Genomic DNA, 19,537 nt, shown 5'->3' on the forward strand with positions numbered 1-19,537 from the left:
CTGGCTTTGGCCCGTATTGGCAACGCCGAGCCGGTTGTAGCGTTGGCCAGTCATCCGTCCCGGGGGGTACGTATCGGCGCAGTAGTAGCGCTTCGTCGTATGAACAATCCGGGTATTGCCGCTTTCCTGGCGGACAAGGATGAGTTTATCGTTACGGAAGCCGCCCGTGGTATCAACGACGACTTATCTATTAAGGACGCATTACCGGCTTTGAGCAAGGTACTACAAACGACATCGTTTAAAAATGAAGCGCTGATACGTCGTTCGATCAATGCGAGTCTACGGGTTGGTACGCCCGAAGCCATGCAAACGCTGGTTGACTACGCTCAGAAAGAAGGCAATCCGGTTGCGATGCGTGCCGAAGCGATGGAAGCACTAAGTACCTGGGCCAAACCTTCGGTGCTGGACCGGGTCGATGGACGTTACCGGGGCGCTGTTGAACGAGACCCTTCCCTAGTGAAATCCAAAACGGCTGACCTGTACACGAAGTCGTTGACAAGCGCGGAGGTCCCTCTTCGGTTGAGCGCGATCAAAGCCATTACGAAACTGAACCTGACGGAAGCCTCCGAACCTTTGTTCCGTCAGTTGACAACGGATAAAGACGCTTCGGTACGTGTAGCTGCATTACGTGCCTTGGCTGCATTAAACGACAAACAACTCGGTAAGGCCATAGAAACTGCGCTAGCCGATAACGAAAAAAGCGTACGTGTAGCCGGTCTGGATTTATTGGCCAAATCATCAATGGCCAAAGATCGTATGGTCAGTCTGCTCTCGGAGGTGATCAACACGCGCACGACGGAAGAGAAACAGGCGGCACTGCTCACACTGGGTAAGCTTCCCATTGCCAGTTCGCAGAAGGCGTTCGACCAATTGATGGCTAAGATGACAGCCGGTACGTTGCCAGCCGAACTTCAACTGGAACTGGAGGAAGCCATCGAAAGCAGTCATTCACCCCAGTTAACCGCTCGTTATAAAGCCATTACGTCTAAATTATCGCCGAATGCCCTGGCTGCTACGTATAAAGGCAGTTTACTGGGTGGAGAGCCCGAAGCTGGGCAGCGGATTTTCTTCCGCCATCAGACGGCGCAGTGTATTCGGTGTCATGCCTACGACGATCTGGGTGGAAATGCCGGTCCCCGTCTGAACGGTGTCGCCAGCCGACTTACCCGCGAACAACTTCTGGAAGCGTTAATTAACCCAAGCGCCCGCTTAGCGCCGGGCTTCGGAACCGTTGAGCTAAAACTGAAAAACGGCAAAACGATTAATGGAATTTTACAGGAAGAAACGCCTACGCAAGTGACAGTAAAAGTAGGTGATCAGCCCGACACCAGCATTCCAAAATCGCAAATTGCCAAACGGACAACCGCGCCATCGAGTATGCCCGAAATGAAGTATCTGCTCACCAAGCGAGAAATTAGGGACGTAGTGAGCTTCCTGGCGACGCTCAAGGATGATAAATAGGGATAGACCCCTCATCGATAAAAATGCCGCTCCTGAGTCAACAGGAAGCGGCATTTTTGTTTTATAAATCACTTTATAAGTTGCAAGAATAAATCTTACTGTAATACAATCCCTGCCATCCCTGCCCTATGCCCCATGCCTTTTAAATAGCCGGGTCAGCGGGCGTAGCGGGGTTCGTTAATCGTTCCTGATCAGGATAGGGGTAGAAATTTCGGTTTCGCTCCGTCAGGTTGGCGGGGGGCGCAGGACGTCCAAAACGACGACTGTCTTCCAGGCGCTGCCCAGTCAGGAATAATTCGGCTCCGCGTTGCTTATAAATTTCCACCAGCAGTGCATCGGACGTAACGGCTCCACTGTAAGCATTTAGGCCTGGGTAGACACCAAACGGATCGCCGGTTCGTTGCGTCCGCACTGCATTGATGTCGGTGACGGCCGCGTTCAGATCGCCATTGCTACGTACCAGCGCTTCGGCACGAATCAGCCGAACTTCGTCGGGCAGGTAAACGGGAATCGGCCGATCAATCGCGTCAAAAAAACCCTTGAGTGTTTTGAGCACTTCGCCATTGATGGTTTTGTCGGGCGTAGTTAAATAAAACGCCAGCCGCCCGTCGCCATTTTCTACCAGCGTTGTCGGTAAACCAAAATTAGCTCTGGGCGCGTAATTGGCCGAAATCTGCACTTGTTGATAGACAGGATTAGGACTCTGCGTATTATACACAAACTGCGACCGTGCATTCAGATTCACGGCATTGGCGGCCGTCAGTGCTGCCGAGTAGTTACCCGCCACCAGATTATACCGAGCCCGATACGCTTGAATGGTGTTGATCAGATCAAAATCAGTACCGGCTACCTGACTGTTAAAGGCGGCTGAAGGGGGCGTTGCGGTCACTAACGTAACGGCTTCGTCCAATAGCCGGATGGCTTCGGTTATCGCAGCTTTCCGATCCGAGAAAGTAGCCTGTCCAGCCCGGTTGGTTTGTAGCGGAAGTTGCTCGAAGGCCGTTGCGAGTCCGCCTAGTGCCATGGCTTTGAATAGGTTCGCATGGGCCATTACGCCACTACGCATCCCCGCATCGCTCGCCAACACGGTTGACGCGTTGGCCATAATATCTTCAGCCATGCCCATTACGCGCAGGAGCCGGAGCCATAGATTCAATACGTTGCCGTTGAACGTAGGCAGTCCGGTTCCTCCGGCTTCGAGTTCGAGAATGTTCGTAAACGTAGTAATTCCCTTGACTTCCCGAGCCGTAGTTCCCGGCGTCAGAATAAGCGATTCAAGCCCAGAGGTTGAATAAAATTGCCGCATACCAATGCTCAGCGTAATCATGCCATCGCGGGTTGTAAGCACCTGCGCATCAGTGGGACCATTCGGATTCGTAATATCCAGTTTACAACCCGCCGTGGACAGGGCGGCTATAAGAAAAAGAATTCGTATCGATTTCATGTTCAGATCGTTTAATACGTAGCGTCGTTGTCAAGACGTAGCGCTTACGCGGGAAAGTCGTTTAGAAATTTGCGTTGATACCTACCGTAACTGTTCTTGGAATTGGCACCTCCACAAAATCGAAGCCGCGTACCGCGTTGGTCTGACCAGCCGCGTTCGTTTCGGGATCGTAGCCGCTGTAGTTGTCAATCGACAGCAGATTACGGCCCGCTACGCTGAACCGAACATTTCTCAGTCCCCAGAATTTAGGCGCTACGGTATACGCAGCCGACAATTCCCGAAGTTTCACGAAAGAGCCGTCTTCAATCCAGTTTTCAAAAATGGCGAACAGAGCAGCACTCGTTCCTTTTGGTACGTCTCCGCGCAATTCGGGCTCGTAGCCTTTCAGCCCACCATATAAATCACGATCACCGACGCGTTTGGTAAAGTTGAACACGTCAAAATCCTGCATGGCGTCCCATTGCATACGAAACGACCAGCGTGAACCTACCGATACTTCGTTGATGAGCGAGTAAATAGCCGTCGGGTTTGGATTACCGATTACTCGGCTCAAAATCGTACCACTCGGCTGGCCATCGGCCGCGCGCTGCACTGTGTACGTACCATTAGCACCCTGAACACCCCGCTCCCGCTGAGGTAAACCTCCCGGTGTCAGCAGCAAACTTCCGTCGGGATTACGGGCAAAGAATGTCGAATAGAAGGCGCCCAACGCATACCCATTGACGGCAGCCACCTGGCCAAAACCACCCGCAAATGGTAGTACGCCGTTGCCTTCCACGCCATCCGTTACGTTCTTGTTACGTGTGTAGGTCGCTGTGATATTCCACCGAACGTTTTTCGTCTCAGCCGGAATGGCACGTACCAGTACTTCAAAGCCCTGGTTGGTCATGGTGCCGATATTCACGAAACGGTTGTTGTAGCCCGTGCTCGGCGAAAGCGTCCGGTTTAGAATCAGATCCCTTACCTGCTTGTTGTAGTACGTAAATTCGACACCAATCCGGTTCTTGGCCAGGCTGAAATCCGTACCTATTTCGAATTCCGTCTGACGTTCAGGCTTCACACTGAAATTCCCCAGTTGAGCCGGTGCAAGGTATCCGACCAGACCGCCAACCGTTACGGGTGCGTAGTTGGTAAACCGATCGTAGGGACCAATGGCTGTCAGGTTACCCGCCTGCCCCCAGGCCGCTCTGACTTTAAATTCGGGTAAGATATCGTTCAACGATGAGCCTTTCCAGAACGACTCGTCCGATACTACATATGAACCACTGAGTTTGGGGTAGAACTGCCAGCGATTGTCGACGCCATAGACAGAAGCCGCATCAACCCGCCCGGCGGCCGTTACAAAAAATCGGTTAAATAAGCCAAACGTCTGCTGAGCAAATACGCCAAAAAAGCTTCGTTCCGTCCGATTTTCTGACGCAACAATATTAGCGCCATTATTAATCGTCTGACCGAAAACGCCCAACTGCTGCGCCGTGATGCCCGTTGTAAAGCTCCGATCATACTGCACCGTAGCGCCTATACCCGTCGTTGATTTCAGCCAGTCGGTCGGATTAGCCTGGTATCGGATATTTAAGTCGTTATTAAGCTGTAAGATCGAGGCTTCGCTTTTGCGTGAATATCCCGCATTGTAGGATGGCGTTGTATTATTGGGTGGAATATAACCCGTGGCCAGTTGCGAATACGTATCCAGCCCAAACGTGAAGTCAATACCCAGGCCCGGCAGCGGTGTCAGATTGAGCTGCGCATCACCAATAAACCGACTGGTACGTTGACGAAAGTCAAAACGGGCAATGGCCTCCAGCGGATTCGTTCGACGTACGACCGATACCGGGGCTGTAGATGGATAAATTCCGGTTGTTGGATCAGGTTGGGGGTTAATGAAGTTATTACTGAAAATAAAACCCGTCAGTGCGCCATAGGCTTCGTTGATACCACCGTTCGGAATCTCGCGGCTGTTGCTGTAGATGTAATTAGACCCAATGCTCAACGTTGCCCATTTGGTTAAGGTCTGTTGAATGCGCATCCGGCTGGACGCCCGACTAAAGTCCGATCCTCTGACAATTCCCTGATTGGCAAAAAGCGAGCCCGAGAAAAAGTATTGCGTGTTGGCCGTACCACCCGATACGGATAAGTATTCTTCGTGCCCGGCGGCTGTCCGGAAAATATCTTTCTGGAGATCGTAGCGCGTTACGGGCGTCTGAGCCGCATCCGTAACCGTCGTGTTACTGAACGTAGCGGGATATTCGTTGTAGGGCAGCGTTTTCCGAATTTCGCTCAACCGAAACTGCGTAGAGAAACTGATGGTAGGTTTTCCTTCTTTTCCCCGTTTGGTGAAAATCTGAACGACGCCATTATTAGCCCGCGATCCGTAGATAGCAGCCGCAGCCGCCCCTTTAATGATTTCGATCCGGTCGATGTCGTTCGGGTTGATGTCGACCAGCCGGTTCTGCGAATAACCGCCGAGGTCAATCAGTTCGCGCGAGTCATTATTGACGATAACCCCATCGACAATATACAACGGGTCTGAGGAGCCTACAATTGTACTGGGGCCCCGGAGCCGAACGCTGATACCACCCGCCGGATTACCGGAGTTCTGCGTAATCTGCGCACCGGAAAGTTTACCTGCCAGCGCCTGATCAATCGACGTAGCGGCCGAGAGCTGAAAATCTTTAGCCTGCACCGTAGCGATGGTATTTCCCAGTTGTTTCCGGCTGGTGGCTCCCGACGTTCCGGTTACAACCACCTCATCAAGACCAAGTGCATCATCACCCAGGCTGGCATTGGTAGAAATCGTCGTGTTTCCAGCGAGTGTGATACGTTGAGTCTGCGTCTGGTAACCGACTGAGCTGAACTGGAGCGTATACGTACCGGGCGCTACTGTTGCCGTAAACCGGTATTCTCCATTAGCTTCGGTAATACCGCCGTAGGTTGTCCCAACAATTCCCACTGATGCTCCCGGCATAGGAACACCTTCGGTTTTATTCGTGACCGTTCCGCGAAACGTATAAGCAGTTCGCTGGGCGAAAACGTGCCCGTCAATCAGAAAGAAGAAAATGAGGAGTAACCGACAAAAGCTACTTCGTAAAAAAAATAGAGTTGGTTTCATAGAAAGTTAATACTAATACACGTAAAAAGCCTCTGAACCAGGCGTGACCAAGTAATATACTCAATTTTCCTGTAGAGAAAACCTTCCCCACAGGCGACATTCATCAATTAAGCCCCTTTTGAACGGCGTCGTAAATCCGATCCAGGATAAGCGCCCGCAGATTCATAGCCGGTTTTCCGTAGGTTTTACCATCGTCGGGATACACCCGGTTCGTCAGACAGATATACACCAGATTGTATTTGGGATCGACCCATACGTAAGTACCCGTATAGCCCGAATGCCCATACGCCTGATCGGAAGCATAGGCTTTTGTCGCTTCGCCGGGAAGCTTCGTCCGATCAAATCCGTAGCCTCGTCCACTCCCTTCCGATTGTTTCGACGTGAACAACTCAATGGTAGCGGGTTCGATGTATTGTACACCTCCGTACGAGCCTTTATTCAGATACATCTGGTACAGAATCGCCAGATCGTTGGCGCTTGCAAACAGACCGGCATGACCTTCTACCCCACCCGCCATAGCCGCGCCCGGATCGTTGACGTAGCCCTGCACCAGCATACTTCGGAACCAGTTGTCGTTTTCGGTGGTCGGTACAATTCTCGATCGGGGAAACCGGTTTCGGGGCAGAAAACCAGCCGATTGCATTCCCAGAGGAAGATAAAACTCATTCAGTACGTAGTCATTCAGTTTTTGATGCGAAACCGTTTCCACGACCTCTTTCATCATGTACATACTGACGTCGCTGTAGACGTACTTTCCCCGCGTTCCACCTTTCGAGTAGAGCGTCACGGGCCACATTACGTCCTCAAAATAATTCGCCCGAAGAAAATAATGGTCGGCCACTTTGGTCGGATACGCTGTTGAAGAATCAGCATTCATATCCGACGGTTTGAGTTTTTCGTAGAATTTAATGTAGGGCGTATATCCGGCTTCGTGCAGGAGCGCTTCTTTGATTTTGATGTCCGATTTATCAGGAATGAGTCGGGTTCTTGCTACGTATTTACTGATCGGGTCGTTCAGGTCAAGGCGTTTCTGATCGTAAAGCCGCATGACTGACGGCGTTGTCGCGCTGACTTTCGTGACGGAAGCCAGGTCGAAAATATCGCTGAGCCGGGTAACGTCATGCCCGTTATAAGTGTGCTTCCCATAAGCTTTGTGAAACACGACCTGGCCATCTTTGGCCAGCAGAACAACCGCTCCTGGCGTAACGTGGGACGTAATGCTGGTCTTCACCAGCGAATCGATAGCCGTCAGTTGGTCACTGTTTACCGAAACCGCTTCAGGCACTGAATACCCTAGCCGAACTTTTTGCGTAGTGTACCCGCTCCCTTGCTTAAACACATTGCCGTACGTAGCGTCCAGTCGATTCGTAGCGGCAACTCCACCAAAGATCAGTTGTGCCGCAACCGAAGCCCCCGCGGCCGTATTCGCTTTATACCAGACAATGGGTGCTTGTACCGGCTCCAGAAAGGCCAGATTCTTTCCACTTCCTGCCAGCACAATCACTACGTTGTTAACGAACTGCTGATCCAGAATAAAATGCAGCAGTTTCGTACTGAAAGGTGACGCGTCTGACAGGCTGATAATTACCAGGTTATACAGCTTCAGTTTGTCGTGGAGGGCAAAAGCTGTAGAATCAATCTCAGAATTTTTGAGGGCAAACGACGTAACGGCTGCATAGTTGGCCATCAGGCTATCCAACGTAGTATGATGGTCATAACTAATATGAACACTGGCAATTTTCAGTCCCTTCAGTTCTTTGACTGGAATAAAGCCGGATTTGTTGTTGAACAGGACTACCTGCTTTTCAACGTCCTTAATGGCCGTTAATTTAACCCTGTTTTTCGCCTGATGCTGTGCAAAAGCCGCAATGTAATTGATGAACAAAACGAGGCTTACCAGATAAGCTTTCATAGTGAATGGCAAAAGCGAAGGCAAAGCATTGCCTGATTTTACCCCAAGTTACTTTCTACAGCACTGGTTATGCAACTTTATTAAAAACTGTTTCTGCTACTGGCGCATAAAGGTATCTGAGCAGTAGGATCAAAGTCACTACGTAACAGCAGACAAATTTGTGAAGCTTAAGGTAACACAAAATGATTAACCACTAATTAATCAGGAACTTAAGCGATTCTAATTTAAGCGGCCCAAGTTTGCCTCAACAACAGAATAACGTAGTGAGACGCATGAAACACACGTACTGAACCCGTATCAGGCTTGTCTGATCAGAATCTGATACCACGATTCTTTATTTTTTGTTTCACCAATTCATTTTACTGTTATGAAAACTGTAATCGTAGCAACCATAGCCTTGTTGCCTTTTTCAGCGCTGGCTCAACAGGCTGACAACTTTGTCCCTTTCCCTGACAATGGGGTGTATTTATCGGCCATTGATTTTGCGAAGCACAAACTAACAGATGGTTTCGACAGTGGTCAACCCGGCTACCGCATACGCCAGGAAACCTTTCAGCCCACCCTGAAAATTGATCAGCCTAACGCTTCCGAGGAGAAAATTCCACTTTCTGCATTGTGGGGTGAACGGAAAGATGGCGTCGATTACCGCAGCTTCGACGGCGATTTATACCGCGTTGAGCATTCCGACCGTATCTATATTTACAGCAAACCGACACCTGCCTGGATGGCAATGGGAGGACTGGCTCATACGCCGACACTATACTATTTCAGTCGTAAAGCCGATTCGCCCATCCATCTGATTACCAGCCAGAATCTGGAGGACATTTACTACGATCAACCTGATAAACTAGCGCAATTTGATCAGGTCGACGACTTGAACAACCCGGCGAATCAGGCAAATTTTGTAGTGCGGTTATTTTATACAGATACCCACTCAAATCAGGCTACTGAGTGACTGATTCAGGAATTATTCTGATCCAGATCGGTTAAGATCACATAAAAAAAGCCAGTCTTTCGACTGGCTTTTTTTATGATTTGTAATTGACCCAGACAGGCTTTGTTAGGTAATAACGGGCTTCAAAACGGCCAACTTATGCTTCCTTCAACAAGGAGTGAGACTAAGTATATTTCCTATCCCCATCCATTCTATTTGAAACGGTATTTTGTCAATTACCGAATTAATCTATTAAATTAACCCCTCAACAAAGAATTTCAGGCGACACTATCACTATTTAAGCCCCTGATTGTTCGTTTTCGGACTCGCTTGCGAAAGTTGCCAAACAAGTAGTTATTACCCATTTTTAACGTAACCAAACTTATGCAAAAATCAATACTCTCTTTTGACCAGAGGAGTGTCAGTTATCGGAGGCTACGGCGTTGCACGACCGTACTGTTGGGAGCCTGGACAGCATTTCTGTCCGCTCCAGCCGTTACGTACGCAGATTCTGGAAAGAACACCATCAATGCACGTATCGCCAGAGACATTTCCGGAACGGTTAAAGATGCCAACGGCACTCCCCTGCCGGGCGCAAACATCGTGATTAAAGGCACATCACGAGGCACAACAACCAATAGCAGTGGCGTTTACACAATTACGGTAGAGAACAGCAACACCGTTTTGGTCTTTTCGGCGATCGGCAGTCTCACACAGGAAATTGTTGTTGGCGACCGCTCGGTTATTGACGTAATGCTCAGCGAAGACTCCAAGCAGTTGAATGAAGTGGTAGTGACAGCCCTCGGGATCGAACGCTCGGCCAAAACGTTAACCTATTCAACCCAAACGCTCGATGGTAAAAAACTAACGGATGTGCGCGATGCGAACTTCGTTAATACGTTGTCGGGTAAGATTGCCGGACTGGTAGTTACGCAGGGCGCATCCGGACCGGGTTCAGCTACGCGGGTGGTGCTACGTGGTAACCGCTCGATTACGGGGAATAATAATGCGCTGTTTGTTGTAGACGGCGTTCCCATCGACAACACGGTTCGTGCGCAGGTAACCAGTGATTTCGGGGGCATCAACGGTAGCGATGGCGCGAATAACATCAACCCCGACGACATAGAATCCATGAACGTACTGAAAGGGCCTGCTGCTTCGGCACTCTATGGCAGCCGGGCCGCTAACGGCGTCATCATGATTACGACCAAGAAAGGGAAAGCCGGAAAAATAGCGGTCGATGTAAACTCTGGCGTACAAACTGAGTCGCCCTTTATGTTGCCCAAATTCCAGAATACGTACGGGCAGGGTTCGGGCGGAACCAGCAGCGCCAACTCGCCCTATAGCTGGGGCGCTCCGGCTACTACGTATCCCGACAATGTCAAGGATTTTTTCCGCGATGCGCTTTCAACCAATAATTCGATCGGTATTGCAGGTGGTTCCGAAAAAATACAGACCTACGCTTCCTACACCAACAACTACAATCAGGGTATTCTGAAAAACAACTCCCTGATGCGCCACACGTTCAATTTACGGGTTGGTACGCAGCTTTCGAAGCGGTTTTCGACCGACGCCAAACTGACCTACACGAGCCAGAACATCCAGAACAAACCCCGGTCGGGCGAAGAAAGCTCCATTACGATGAACCTTTATAAAGTACCACGTAGCGTTGATCTGAACAACGTATATAATACGTATGAAGATGCGAATGGGAAACCAACGTACTGGACCAGCTCCAGTATTTACATGAACCCGTACTGGACGCTGAACAAAACCTTTGCGTCGGAAAAACGGAACCGGATGATTGCGCTGGGATCGGCTAAATTTAATTTCACCGACTGGCTGAACATTCAGGGACGGATCAGCTACGATTGGTATGGCGACCGCTTCAACTTCGGTTACGCCAACAATACGTTACTTTTTGCGGGTCCCGGCGGTTCGTACAGCGATTATACCAACGAACAGGTCGAGCGGAACATGGACGTCATTGTATCGGGCAACAACAAGATCGGTAAAGATTTCGCCATTACGTATAACGTTGGTGCCGGACAAACGTATAACCGTTTTTCGCAGGTGGGTGCCAGCACAACGGGCCTATCGGTTGCCAACCGCTTCGATCTGGCGTTTGCATCAGCCTTAACCCAGATTACGGCCTATAGTGAAAAAGAACTTCAATACGTATTTGGCACAGCGTCGGTTTCGTTCCGCGATTACCTGACGGTCGATGCTTCCGTTCGGAACGACTGGTCGTCAACGCTGCCTCCACCCTACTCCTACATTTACTCGTCGTTCGGCGCTAATTTGATCCTGTCGGAAGCACTGAAATTGCCCAACTGGATCAGTTTCGCCAAGCTTCGCGGGTCATGGGCGCAGGTGGGCAACGATGCCGCTCCGTATAGCATCACCCCAACCTACGTGTTCGCTCAGGGTGGAGCAGGTGGTGGCTACATCTCCCGAAATACCACTCGTCCGGCTGAAAATCTGAAGCCTGAAATTTCGTCTTCTACCGAATTTGGCGCTGATCTGCGCTTCCTGAATGGCCGTCTGGGCGTCGATTTTACGTATTATAACAGCAACACGGTCAACCAGCTTCTAACCCTCGACCAGCCCCGCGCAACGGGCTTTGCCAGTCAATACGTTAACGCCGGAAAAATCAATAACAAAGGATTCGAACTGACCATCAGCGGTACGCCGTTGAAAAAAGCCCTCGCCTGGGACGTATCGCTCAACGTAGCCCGGAACGTGAATACGATCGTTGAACTGCTTCCAAACGTGAAAACGGCTACCCTTGGCGGTAATACCCGAACGACAACGGCGATTGTGGAGGTGGGCGGATCGTACGGCGATTTACAGGCGTATGGCTGGGCAACGGATGCTCAGGGGCGTCAGCTGGTTACGGCTACGGGGCTACCTGTCGTAAGTGCGTTCAAAACGATTGGCAACTTCAATCCAAAGCTGACGTTCGGGTTCAACAATACGTTCTCGTATAAAAACTTTGTGCTGAGCTTCCTGATCGATGGTCGGGTGGGCGGCATTATGGTTTCGGGAACTGACGGCAACCTGGCCTACGACGGTACGGCTGATTATACAACCCAATATCGTGACGGAGGCTGGATTCTGCCCGGCGTAACGGCAACGGGTGAAGCCAACACCAAAGCCGTTACGGCTCAGCAGTTCTGGCAAACCGTTTCGCAGGGGCGCTATACCTGGGGCGAATTCTTCGCTTATGAAACGACCAATGCCCGTCTGCGCGAATTTACGCTTGGATATAATCTTCCGGTGCCGCAAAACTGGTTCATCAAAAATGCCCGTCTGTCGGTAACGGCCCGTAACCTGTTCTGGCTCTATCGCGGCAATGCCATCATGGACATTCCGGGTCTGGCCAATCGAAAGCTGCCCTTCGATCCCGATGTTAACCTGAGCGCAGCCAATTATCAGGGTTCTGAATACGGAGCACTTCCATCGACCCGCACGCTCGGCCTTAATCTCAAATTAGGTTTCTAATGCTGAAAGGCTCGATTAACCCAATCAGACTCTATCATTTGATCAAGAAATAATCATGAAATTGACCCGTCCTAACGTACTAAAATTATCGGCAATTGGATTACTGGCTACGTCCTCCGGACTTTGGAGCGGATGCACTAGTAAATTTGCCGAAATTAATACCAGCAAAACAGCCATTACGGCCGTAACGACCACAGAGGTTCCTTATCTGTATTCACGGGCGCTCCAACAGGCTTCGTATGCAGCCGGTACGTATCAAACGGCGCAGAATCTTTTTGCCGATCTGTACGCCCAGTACTTTGCGACCACGACGCCTAACTTCCAGTCAGACCGGTTTTTTATGCACCCGACCTGGGTTAACAACCACTGGAACCCGGTTTATACGCAGGTAGTCCCTCAGTTACAAGCCGTTTTCGATAATACGGATGCGCAGTCGTCGCAATACGCGCTGGCGAACATCTGGTGGGTTTTTTCCTTCCATCGCTTAACGGATTACTACGGCCCTATTCCGTATTTTGATGCGGGCAAACCGGCGAATAGCGTAAAATACGATGCCCAGAAAGACATCTACGACGACTTCTTTAAACGACTGGCGGCTGCCACAACGGTTTTGAAAGGGAAAACCTCGGAAACTCCGTACGGTACGTACGACATTATTTATTCGGGCAACGTAGCGAAGTGGATCAAGTTTGCTAATACGTTACGGTTACGGCTGGCGCTACGTATCTCGAAAGTAGACCCCGCTCGGGCGAAAACCGAAGCCGAAGCCGCTATTGCAGGGGGCTTGCTGACCGATGTAGCCGACAATGCGCTGATGACCAAGAATTTGACGGGTAACGACTACAACGGGTTAGCGACGATTTCGGGCTGGGGCGAATTTCGGATGAGTGCTACAATGGAATCGTTCCTGAAAGGTTACGAAGACCCACGCATCGGTATTTATTTCCAGCCCGCTTTTAGTACAAAAACCTACGAAGGGTTACGTAATGGACTAGGGCCGACCGAGTTGACCGATCCGCTCAATACCAACGATAACAACTCAAACATTGGGGATCGCTGGATTAAAAACACCGGAGCCGGGTCGAGCTGGGCGCAGCAGTATGCGACCAAACAGGATATTATGCACACGGCTGAAGCCTATTTCCTGATTGCCGAAGCGGCACTAAATGGCTGGAACGTTGGCGGCACAACCGCGCAGCAGGCGTATGAAAAAGGCATTCGGGCATCCATGGAAGGCTGGGGCATTACCGGAGCCGCCGTTGATACGTATGTAAATAGCACCAAAACGCCCATCGCTCCGCAGGATCAGCAAAAGTCGCCCGCTATTTCAACGATTCCGGTAAAATGGGGTGCAACCGAAGCGATTCAGCGCGAACAGATTGGCACACAAAAGTGGTTGGCCGTTTATCCTGATGGCATGGAAGCCTGGGCCGAAGTACGCCGAAGCGGGTATCCGAAGCTGTATAACGTAGTGAATTCCGTAAATACAGACGTACCGATAACAGCGCACCCTCGCCGGATTCCGTTCCTACTTCTGGAAAAACAAACCAACGCAGACGCTGTGACGACTGCCGCTTCCTTACTAGGCGGCCCAGACAATGCCGCTACGCCCCTCTGGTGGGATAAAAATTAAGTAGTAGCGTGGGTAGCAAGGGGGCTTCGCGCAGGGATTGCGGGGAATGGCAGGGATTATTTTCCGCGCTATACCCTGCAATCCCTGCGCAAAGCCACCCCTACTTTCACCTCACCGAACCAGTTCAAACGTTCGGACTGGCCGCCCGGTTATGCCAACCAGCAGTTCAGTACGTCCGGAAGACTTGATAGTTATCAGATCACGAACGTCGCCATCCCACAGTAAGCCCGACTGAGGCATAGGTACATACGCAAAATTGCCCTTGCCTTTATTAATGAATAACTGACCTCGGTTGGCATCATTTTTCCCCAGTCGAACGCGGTTGTACGTCCGGTTACCACCTAGTATCAAATCGGGTAATCCATCGTGGTTGACGTCGGCGGTTGCCAGCGCATAAACCGGGCTGATCTGTGCTTCAATGGGTAACGGCTGAACGACAAAACGATTGGTTCCTGCATTTCCCTCATTCCGAAACAGAACCGTCTGCAAATTGGCTGCTTCCAGCTTTTGCGCTCTTTTCAACTCATCCGGCTCAAATAAATCCGTGATGGTTGCTTTAGAATAGCTGGTGTAATCGGTGAATTTCTTACGTAGCGCTACCATCTGATCGAGCATTTCATCACGCGCATTGAACGGATGCGGCTGTGCATTCTCTGCGCTATTCCGCTCATAATCAGCCATAACCGGCAGTACGTTGTTTGTCGACGTTTTAATTCCGTAGAGCAGTAGCGGATGTTTTTCCGTAGCCCGAACCTGACTGTTCAGACCAGCATTCGCCACGACAATATCAGCATCCCCATCGTTGTCGAAATCCTGTATAAGCAGGCGATTCCAGCAACCTGTTACGTTGGGCAGCACGTTCGTAAGCGGCTGTACTTTTCCGTTCTGAAACGTAAACGCCTGTACAGCATCAAAGTCAGTTGCTACAATCAGTTCAGGGCGTTTATCGCGGTTGAGATCCGCAAAAGCCGCATCCGTAACCATACCGAGATTGGTCAAGACAGATTGCTGATTCACTACGTCCATAAAACGGCCTTTACCATCATTGAGCAGCAAATGACTCGCTGGCAATTCCGGATAACGGCCTGGAATAAACCGCGCGCCAACGAACAAATCCTGGTCGCCATCGCCGTCTACGTCAGCCGCCCGAACGCAGGATGCGCTGATACGTATGTTCGGCAACGTAGCAGCTTTCGTTAATCGGCCAGTGCCATCATTGAGGTAGAGCCGTACGAGCAGCCGGGCATCATCGGCGGGTAACTCATAGCCTGCGCTCGCAACCACCAAGTCCAGATCCCGATCTGCGTCCACATCAACCCATTCAGCGCTGGCATCTTCACAAGCCCGATCAGCCAAAAGAGCAGGCTGAGGCATCACGGAAAAACGACCACTACGTTGCACGAGCACCTGTCCACCCTGATTTCGGCCACCACCAACAAATAAATCATCCTCCCCATCGCCATTTATATCGCCAATCGCAAAGCGCGGGCCGGTCTGCGAAAGCATGTACGGAAGCAGCGGCTGAATCTTAAAGTCGTTTATCGTGTCTTCGCGATGCGTTACGTTCAATAAATCGGTAGCCTGCCAGAATGATTTTGACTGGCGTTCGGGCAGCGCTTCGCCCGTCGGTGCATACGTAATGGTCAGTTTACTGGCGGTTTGCGAACGCATTGATTGCGTTTTACCATCGGCCCAGCGAATTCGGACCGAATCAACCTGCGAAGCATTGCCCAGACCAAAAACCAGTGGTCCATACATAGATGATTGGAAACCACGTACGGGCATAAACTCCTGCACCTGCATACGTCCTCCTGCCCAAACACTCACGCGTGCGCCCATGAGCTGCGCCGGATTTTGGCTTTTTAGCTGCAACGTAACGTAGTGATTCTGCCCGGACTTATCGGCATGATTTTCGTAAACTCCCGCTTCCGCATTTACGTTGTTTACTACCAGATCCAGATCACCGTCGTTGTCCAGATCGGCATACAGCGCTCCGTTCGATTGCGTAGGTTCATCGAATCCCCACGCTTTTGTTTCGTTGTCAAATGTGAGCTGCCCCGCCGGATCGCCGGACCGATTCCGAAATATATAATTCGGCTCATTGATGCTGGGCATTTTAGCTATAACCGTCATCGGATCGGACGATGCACCCGTTGTTCGCGACTTCAACTGCTCGTCCATCGTGAACTTCAGAAACTCCATATTCGTGTAATCGCGAGCATAGCCGTTCGTCACAAACAAGTCTTTCCAGCCATCATTGTCGAAATCGGCAAACAGACCGGCCCAGCTCCAGTCGGTATTCGAAATTCCCGCCAGTTGCCCTATTTCGGAGAAGATCGGGGTAGCGGGCAGAGGGCGTAGAGCATGGGGCATGGGGTGGAGGGCATGGGGTAAAGAGGGTTGGGGCCGAAGCTCACCCTTTGCCCCATGCCCTACGCCCTCTGCTCCAACATTCAACTGAAGCATATTCCGCATCGTCTGGTGATGAAATCCGGCACGTAGCAACTGATCGTATTTATCGTAATTATCGTCGCCAGAAGTGAGTTTGATACGTTCGTTACGTTCGGGAAGCATGTCGAGCGTGAGCAAATCCATCCGACCATCGTTATTGACATCGGCCGCGTCGGACCCCATCGAATAAAGCGACGTGTGCCCCATCGACTCTCGTACGGTTTCCCGAAACTGGCCGTTCTGTTGATTGATATAGAGGTAATCGTTTTCGTTGTAATCGTTCGATACGTAGAGATCGAGCCAGCCATCGTTGTTGAAATCCGTTACGGCCACGGCCAGTCCAAAGCTCAGTACGTTGGAAATCATACCTGCCGAAGCCGATACGTCGACAAATTTGCCGTTCTGATTCTGGTATAACTTGCTGGAATAGTTTGGATTGGTCTGTTGCTTATAGCTGCTCAGCATACGACTGAATCCCGCAAATTCCTGCACCGAATGGTTCAACAGAAAACAGTCCAGATCACCGTCACGGTCATAATCGAAGAAGGCGGCCTGCGTTGAATAAGCCGGATCATCCAGCCCATATTCAGCTGCTTTCTCAGAAAAAGTCAAGTTTTTATTATTGATAAAGAGCAGGTTACGGCGCAGCCGAACGTCTACGGCGGCTGAGCGGCAAACGTAGAGATCGAGCCAGCCATCGCCATTAATGTCTACGACCGAAACGCCGGTATTCCAGCCATCGGCAGCCGCTACGCCTGCTTTTTCGGTGATGTCGTCAAACGTTATTTTCCCCGAACCCGGCTCCGTTCGATTCAGGTACAGCTTATTAGCGTTCAGATTGCCGGTAAAATATAAATCGACCAGACCGTCGTTGTTGAAATCGCCAGCCGCAACGCCCCCACCATTGTAGAAATAGCCGTATTTCAGTACGTTAAAATCGGGGGCTTCGTCGAGTGTGTTTTTGAACGTAACGTTGGTTTGGGAGGACGATAACTTCTCAAATAACGTATCGCTGTTTCCGCAGGCAGACAGCAGGAATACGAGTAAGCTAAACTGAAAAAACGGCTTCATAAAATACACGCTCAGCTACGGTTGGTATTGAAAAAGCGAAAGCGGACGAATCATCGCCCGCTTTCGCGACCTCTTTGGTAAAGATAACCTCAATTAGTTTTTATCCCACCACAGGGGCGTTGTCACTTTATCCGGGCCACCGATCAGCGACACCGCCTTGGCAGCCTCCGTAGCGTTGGTTTGCTGTTCAACCAGCAGAATCGGAATCCGACGTAACACGCCACCCGCTGGAATATCCGGATTATCGGAATTGACCACAGGATATAGTTTCGGGAACCGGGTCCGGCGGTATTCAGCCCAGCCTTCAAAGCCATCCGGAAAAATTGCCAGCCATTTCTGCGTACCAATCTGTTCGCGCTGAATCGCTTCGGTGGCGCCCCAGGCTACGGGAATATTGCTCAACGGTGCCGATTTCAGATAATCATTCGGTGCAATCGGTGTTTTCGTGCTGTTCTGGTAGGCGGTTATGGCTGCAGCATCCGACACACCCCACTGCTTCATGGAGTTTTCAATGCCTTTGTTATAAAAATCTTTCGCAGTGCCGCCCATATTCCAGCCATTCAGCGCACCTTCCGCCATCAAAAAATACGCTTCGGCCGTAGCCATTACGTTCTGTGGTGTTGCCAAACCGGTTGACGTCCAGCGTTGCCCTGTGTGCGAATTGTAATCAGCCGTGTTGATCTGTTCCGTTAACTGGGTCGTACCCAGGCCATTCCGTAAACCCTCATACGTACCGGTTTTAACTGCTGGCAGGAAATAGGTCGGCATCCGTGGATCTTCGTAACCCTTCAGCACCGATTCCATGGCCGCACTCATCCGGAACTCGTTCCAGTCCGACATGATCGACAGACCGTTGTTATCGCCACCTTTCGTGCTACGTTGCACCAATGCATCATCGGCAGGACTGGTTGTCAGCACACCACCTGCTACGGCAGCTTCCGCTTCGGTTTTAGCGCGGGCCGGATCAACTTTCGAGATACGTAGCGCCAGCCGAAGCCGTAACGTATTGGCAAATTTGATCCATTTGTTTACGTCGCCACCATAAATCAGGTCGAATGAACCGTAGGGTTTCTCGGCCGTTTTCGCTTTTAGTATGGTCGTGGCAGCGGCTAACTTCTTGAAGAAATCATCATAGATTTTATCCTGCGGGTCGTAAGCAACCGACGTAGCGGGTTCGCCCGCTTTGAAATACGGAATAGGACCAACGTAGTCCGTCCAGCGATGGAAGGCGTACACCCACCAGATATTAGCCAGTGCATTTTCAGCCGAGTTAGCGTCTGTGCTGGCTAAAATGGTTTTCAGTTGAGGCACAACTTCGGTATACATGGCCGTCCAGGGGCCACCCAGCCAGTCCATCCGAATCACAAACCGATCGGACGGGAAATACGTAGCAACACAGGCGAAATACTGGGCGTACTGATCCGAAAACAGATTCTGTCCGACCTGATAGTTTCCGCCGGGAAGCGTTGCCGCCGACTGCGCTTTTGAGAACAGATAAGGAATTTCGCCGGCGCCAATAATGGTAATCTTGGTTTTATTGGTATTGATTTCGTCGAAATTCTCCGTACAGCCAACAGCCCAGAATAAAGGAGCCGCCAGCCCAGCCGCTACAATAGTCTGTCTTAATAGCTTTTTATATGCATTCATGGTTTGTAATAGGTTCAAGTTAAAAAGAAAGTTTCAGGTTGACGCCAAGGCTCCGGTTCGATGGCAACGTACCGTACTCAACCCCCTGGAAGTTGCCGTTGCTGATATTAACGTCGGGATCAAACCACATGGTACGTTTCCCAATTCCGGGAATATCCAGCAGCGATTTTCCCCGATAAAGCCAGAAGAGGTTACGCGCAACAAATGACAACTGGGCCGACTTGATGAAGAAGTTCGACGGTACGGGAATACGGTAACCTACCGAAAGCTCCCGCACGCGGAAGTTGGTGGCATCGTACGCGAAGAACTCACCCCAGCCGTAGCGTTTGCCCGATACAGTCTGCCAGAATTGCTCGGACGTAATAGCCGTT

The 19,537-nt window shown here is 50.7% G+C and carries 9 protein-coding genes and 1 pseudogene; 4 read left to right on the forward strand and 6 right to left on the reverse strand.

What is annotated here, in order from left to right:
* Positions 1 to 1,461: HEAT repeat domain-containing protein (locus ACOJS8_RS09330; protein ID WP_420148267.1), on the forward strand; the 1,461-nt coding region annotated here is incomplete at its 5' end.
* 142 nt (positions 1,462 to 1,603) lie between these two features.
* Here the strand turns inward: ACOJS8_RS09330 and ACOJS8_RS09335 are convergent.
* The 3 genes from ACOJS8_RS09335 to ACOJS8_RS09345 all read right to left on the reverse strand — a co-directional run bounded on the left by ACOJS8_RS09335 (position 1,604) and on the right by ACOJS8_RS09345 (position 7,926).
* On the reverse strand, positions 1,604 to 2,905 hold the full coding sequence (locus ACOJS8_RS09335; RefSeq protein WP_420148268.1) for a RagB/SusD family nutrient uptake outer membrane protein: 1,302 nt from the start codon (positions 2,903 to 2,905) through the stop codon (positions 1,604 to 1,606).
* A gap of 61 nt (positions 2,906 to 2,966) precedes the next feature.
* Positions 2,967 to 6,014, reverse strand: a complete 3,048-nt coding sequence (locus tag ACOJS8_RS09340; RefSeq protein ID WP_420148269.1) for a SusC/RagA family TonB-linked outer membrane protein — start codon at positions 6,012 to 6,014, stop codon at positions 2,967 to 2,969.
* A gap of 103 nt (positions 6,015 to 6,117) precedes the next feature.
* Complete coding sequence (locus tag ACOJS8_RS09345; RefSeq protein WP_420148270.1) at positions 6,118 to 7,926, reverse strand: serine hydrolase domain-containing protein; 1,809 nt, start codon at positions 7,924 to 7,926, stop codon at positions 6,118 to 6,120.
* A gap of 367 nt (positions 7,927 to 8,293) precedes the next feature.
* Here ACOJS8_RS09345 and ACOJS8_RS09350 point away from each other — a divergent pair, with 367 nt between their 5' ends.
* From ACOJS8_RS09350 to ACOJS8_RS09360, 3 genes are all read left to right on the forward strand, one after another.
* Positions 8,294 to 8,881, forward strand: coding sequence for a hypothetical protein (locus tag ACOJS8_RS09350; protein ID WP_420148271.1), 588 nt, complete (start codon positions 8,294 to 8,296; stop codon positions 8,879 to 8,881).
* Between the two features lie 363 nt (positions 8,882 to 9,244).
* Positions 9,245 to 12,364 carry a SusC/RagA family TonB-linked outer membrane protein gene (locus ACOJS8_RS09355; protein ID WP_420148272.1) on the forward strand — a complete coding sequence of 1,040 codons (3,120 nt, stop codon included), beginning with the start codon at positions 9,245 to 9,247 and terminating at the stop codon, positions 12,362 to 12,364.
* Between the two features lie 55 nt (positions 12,365 to 12,419).
* Positions 12,420 to 13,997 (forward strand): SusD/RagB family nutrient-binding outer membrane lipoprotein, encoded by a 1,578-nt coding sequence (locus tag ACOJS8_RS09360; protein WP_420148273.1) that lies wholly within the window; start codon positions 12,420 to 12,422, stop codon positions 13,995 to 13,997.
* A 111-nt stretch (positions 13,998 to 14,108) separates the two neighbouring features.
* Here the strand turns inward: ACOJS8_RS09360 and ACOJS8_RS09365 are convergent, their stop codons facing one another.
* From ACOJS8_RS09365 to ACOJS8_RS09375, 3 genes and pseudogenes are all read right to left on the reverse strand, one after another.
* Positions 14,109 to 17,519 (reverse strand): VCBS repeat-containing protein, encoded by a 3,411-nt coding sequence (locus ACOJS8_RS09365; protein ID WP_420148274.1) that lies wholly within the window; start codon positions 17,517 to 17,519, stop codon positions 14,109 to 14,111.
* A 93-nt stretch (positions 17,520 to 17,612) separates the two neighbouring features.
* Positions 17,613 to 19,166 carry a SusD/RagB family nutrient-binding outer membrane lipoprotein gene (locus ACOJS8_RS09370; RefSeq protein ID WP_420148275.1) on the reverse strand — a complete coding sequence of 518 codons (1,554 nt, stop codon included), beginning with the start codon at positions 19,164 to 19,166 and terminating at the stop codon, positions 17,613 to 17,615.
* Between the two features lie 19 nt (positions 19,167 to 19,185).
* Positions 19,186 to 19,537 (reverse strand): annotated as a pseudogene (locus tag ACOJS8_RS09375) (SusC/RagA family TonB-linked outer membrane protein); the annotation flags it as partial.

The sequence above is a fragment of the Spirosoma sp. genome, assembly GCF_048594605.1.
GTDB lineage: Bacteria > Bacteroidota > Bacteroidia > Cytophagales > Spirosomataceae > Spirosoma.

Bases quoted from the DNA above. Each gene is read 5' to 3' on its own strand.
- ACOJS8_RS09355 (WP_420148272.1), top strand. From the start codon at position 9,245: ATGCAAAAATCAATACTCTCTTTTGACCAGAGGAGTGTCAGTTATCGG.
- ACOJS8_RS09365 (WP_420148274.1), bottom strand. From the start codon at position 17,519: ATGAAGCCGTTTTTTCAGTTTAGCTTACTCGTATTCCTGCTGTCTGCC.
- ACOJS8_RS09335 (WP_420148268.1), bottom strand. From the start codon at position 2,905: ATGAAATCGATACGAATTCTTTTTCTTATAGCCGCCCTGTCCACGGCG.
- ACOJS8_RS09340 (WP_420148269.1), bottom strand. From the start codon at position 6,014: ATGAAACCAACTCTATTTTTTTTACGAAGTAGCTTTTGTCGGTTACTC.
- ACOJS8_RS09345 (WP_420148270.1), bottom strand. From the start codon at position 7,926: ATGAAAGCTTATCTGGTAAGCCTCGTTTTGTTCATCAATTACATTGCG.
- ACOJS8_RS09370 (WP_420148275.1), bottom strand. From the start codon at position 19,166: ATGAATGCATATAAAAAGCTATTAAGACAGACTATTGTAGCGGCTGGG.
- ACOJS8_RS09350 (WP_420148271.1), top strand. From the start codon at position 8,294: ATGAAAACTGTAATCGTAGCAACCATAGCCTTGTTGCCTTTTTCAGCG.
- ACOJS8_RS09360 (WP_420148273.1), top strand. From the start codon at position 12,420: ATGAAATTGACCCGTCCTAACGTACTAAAATTATCGGCAATTGGATTA.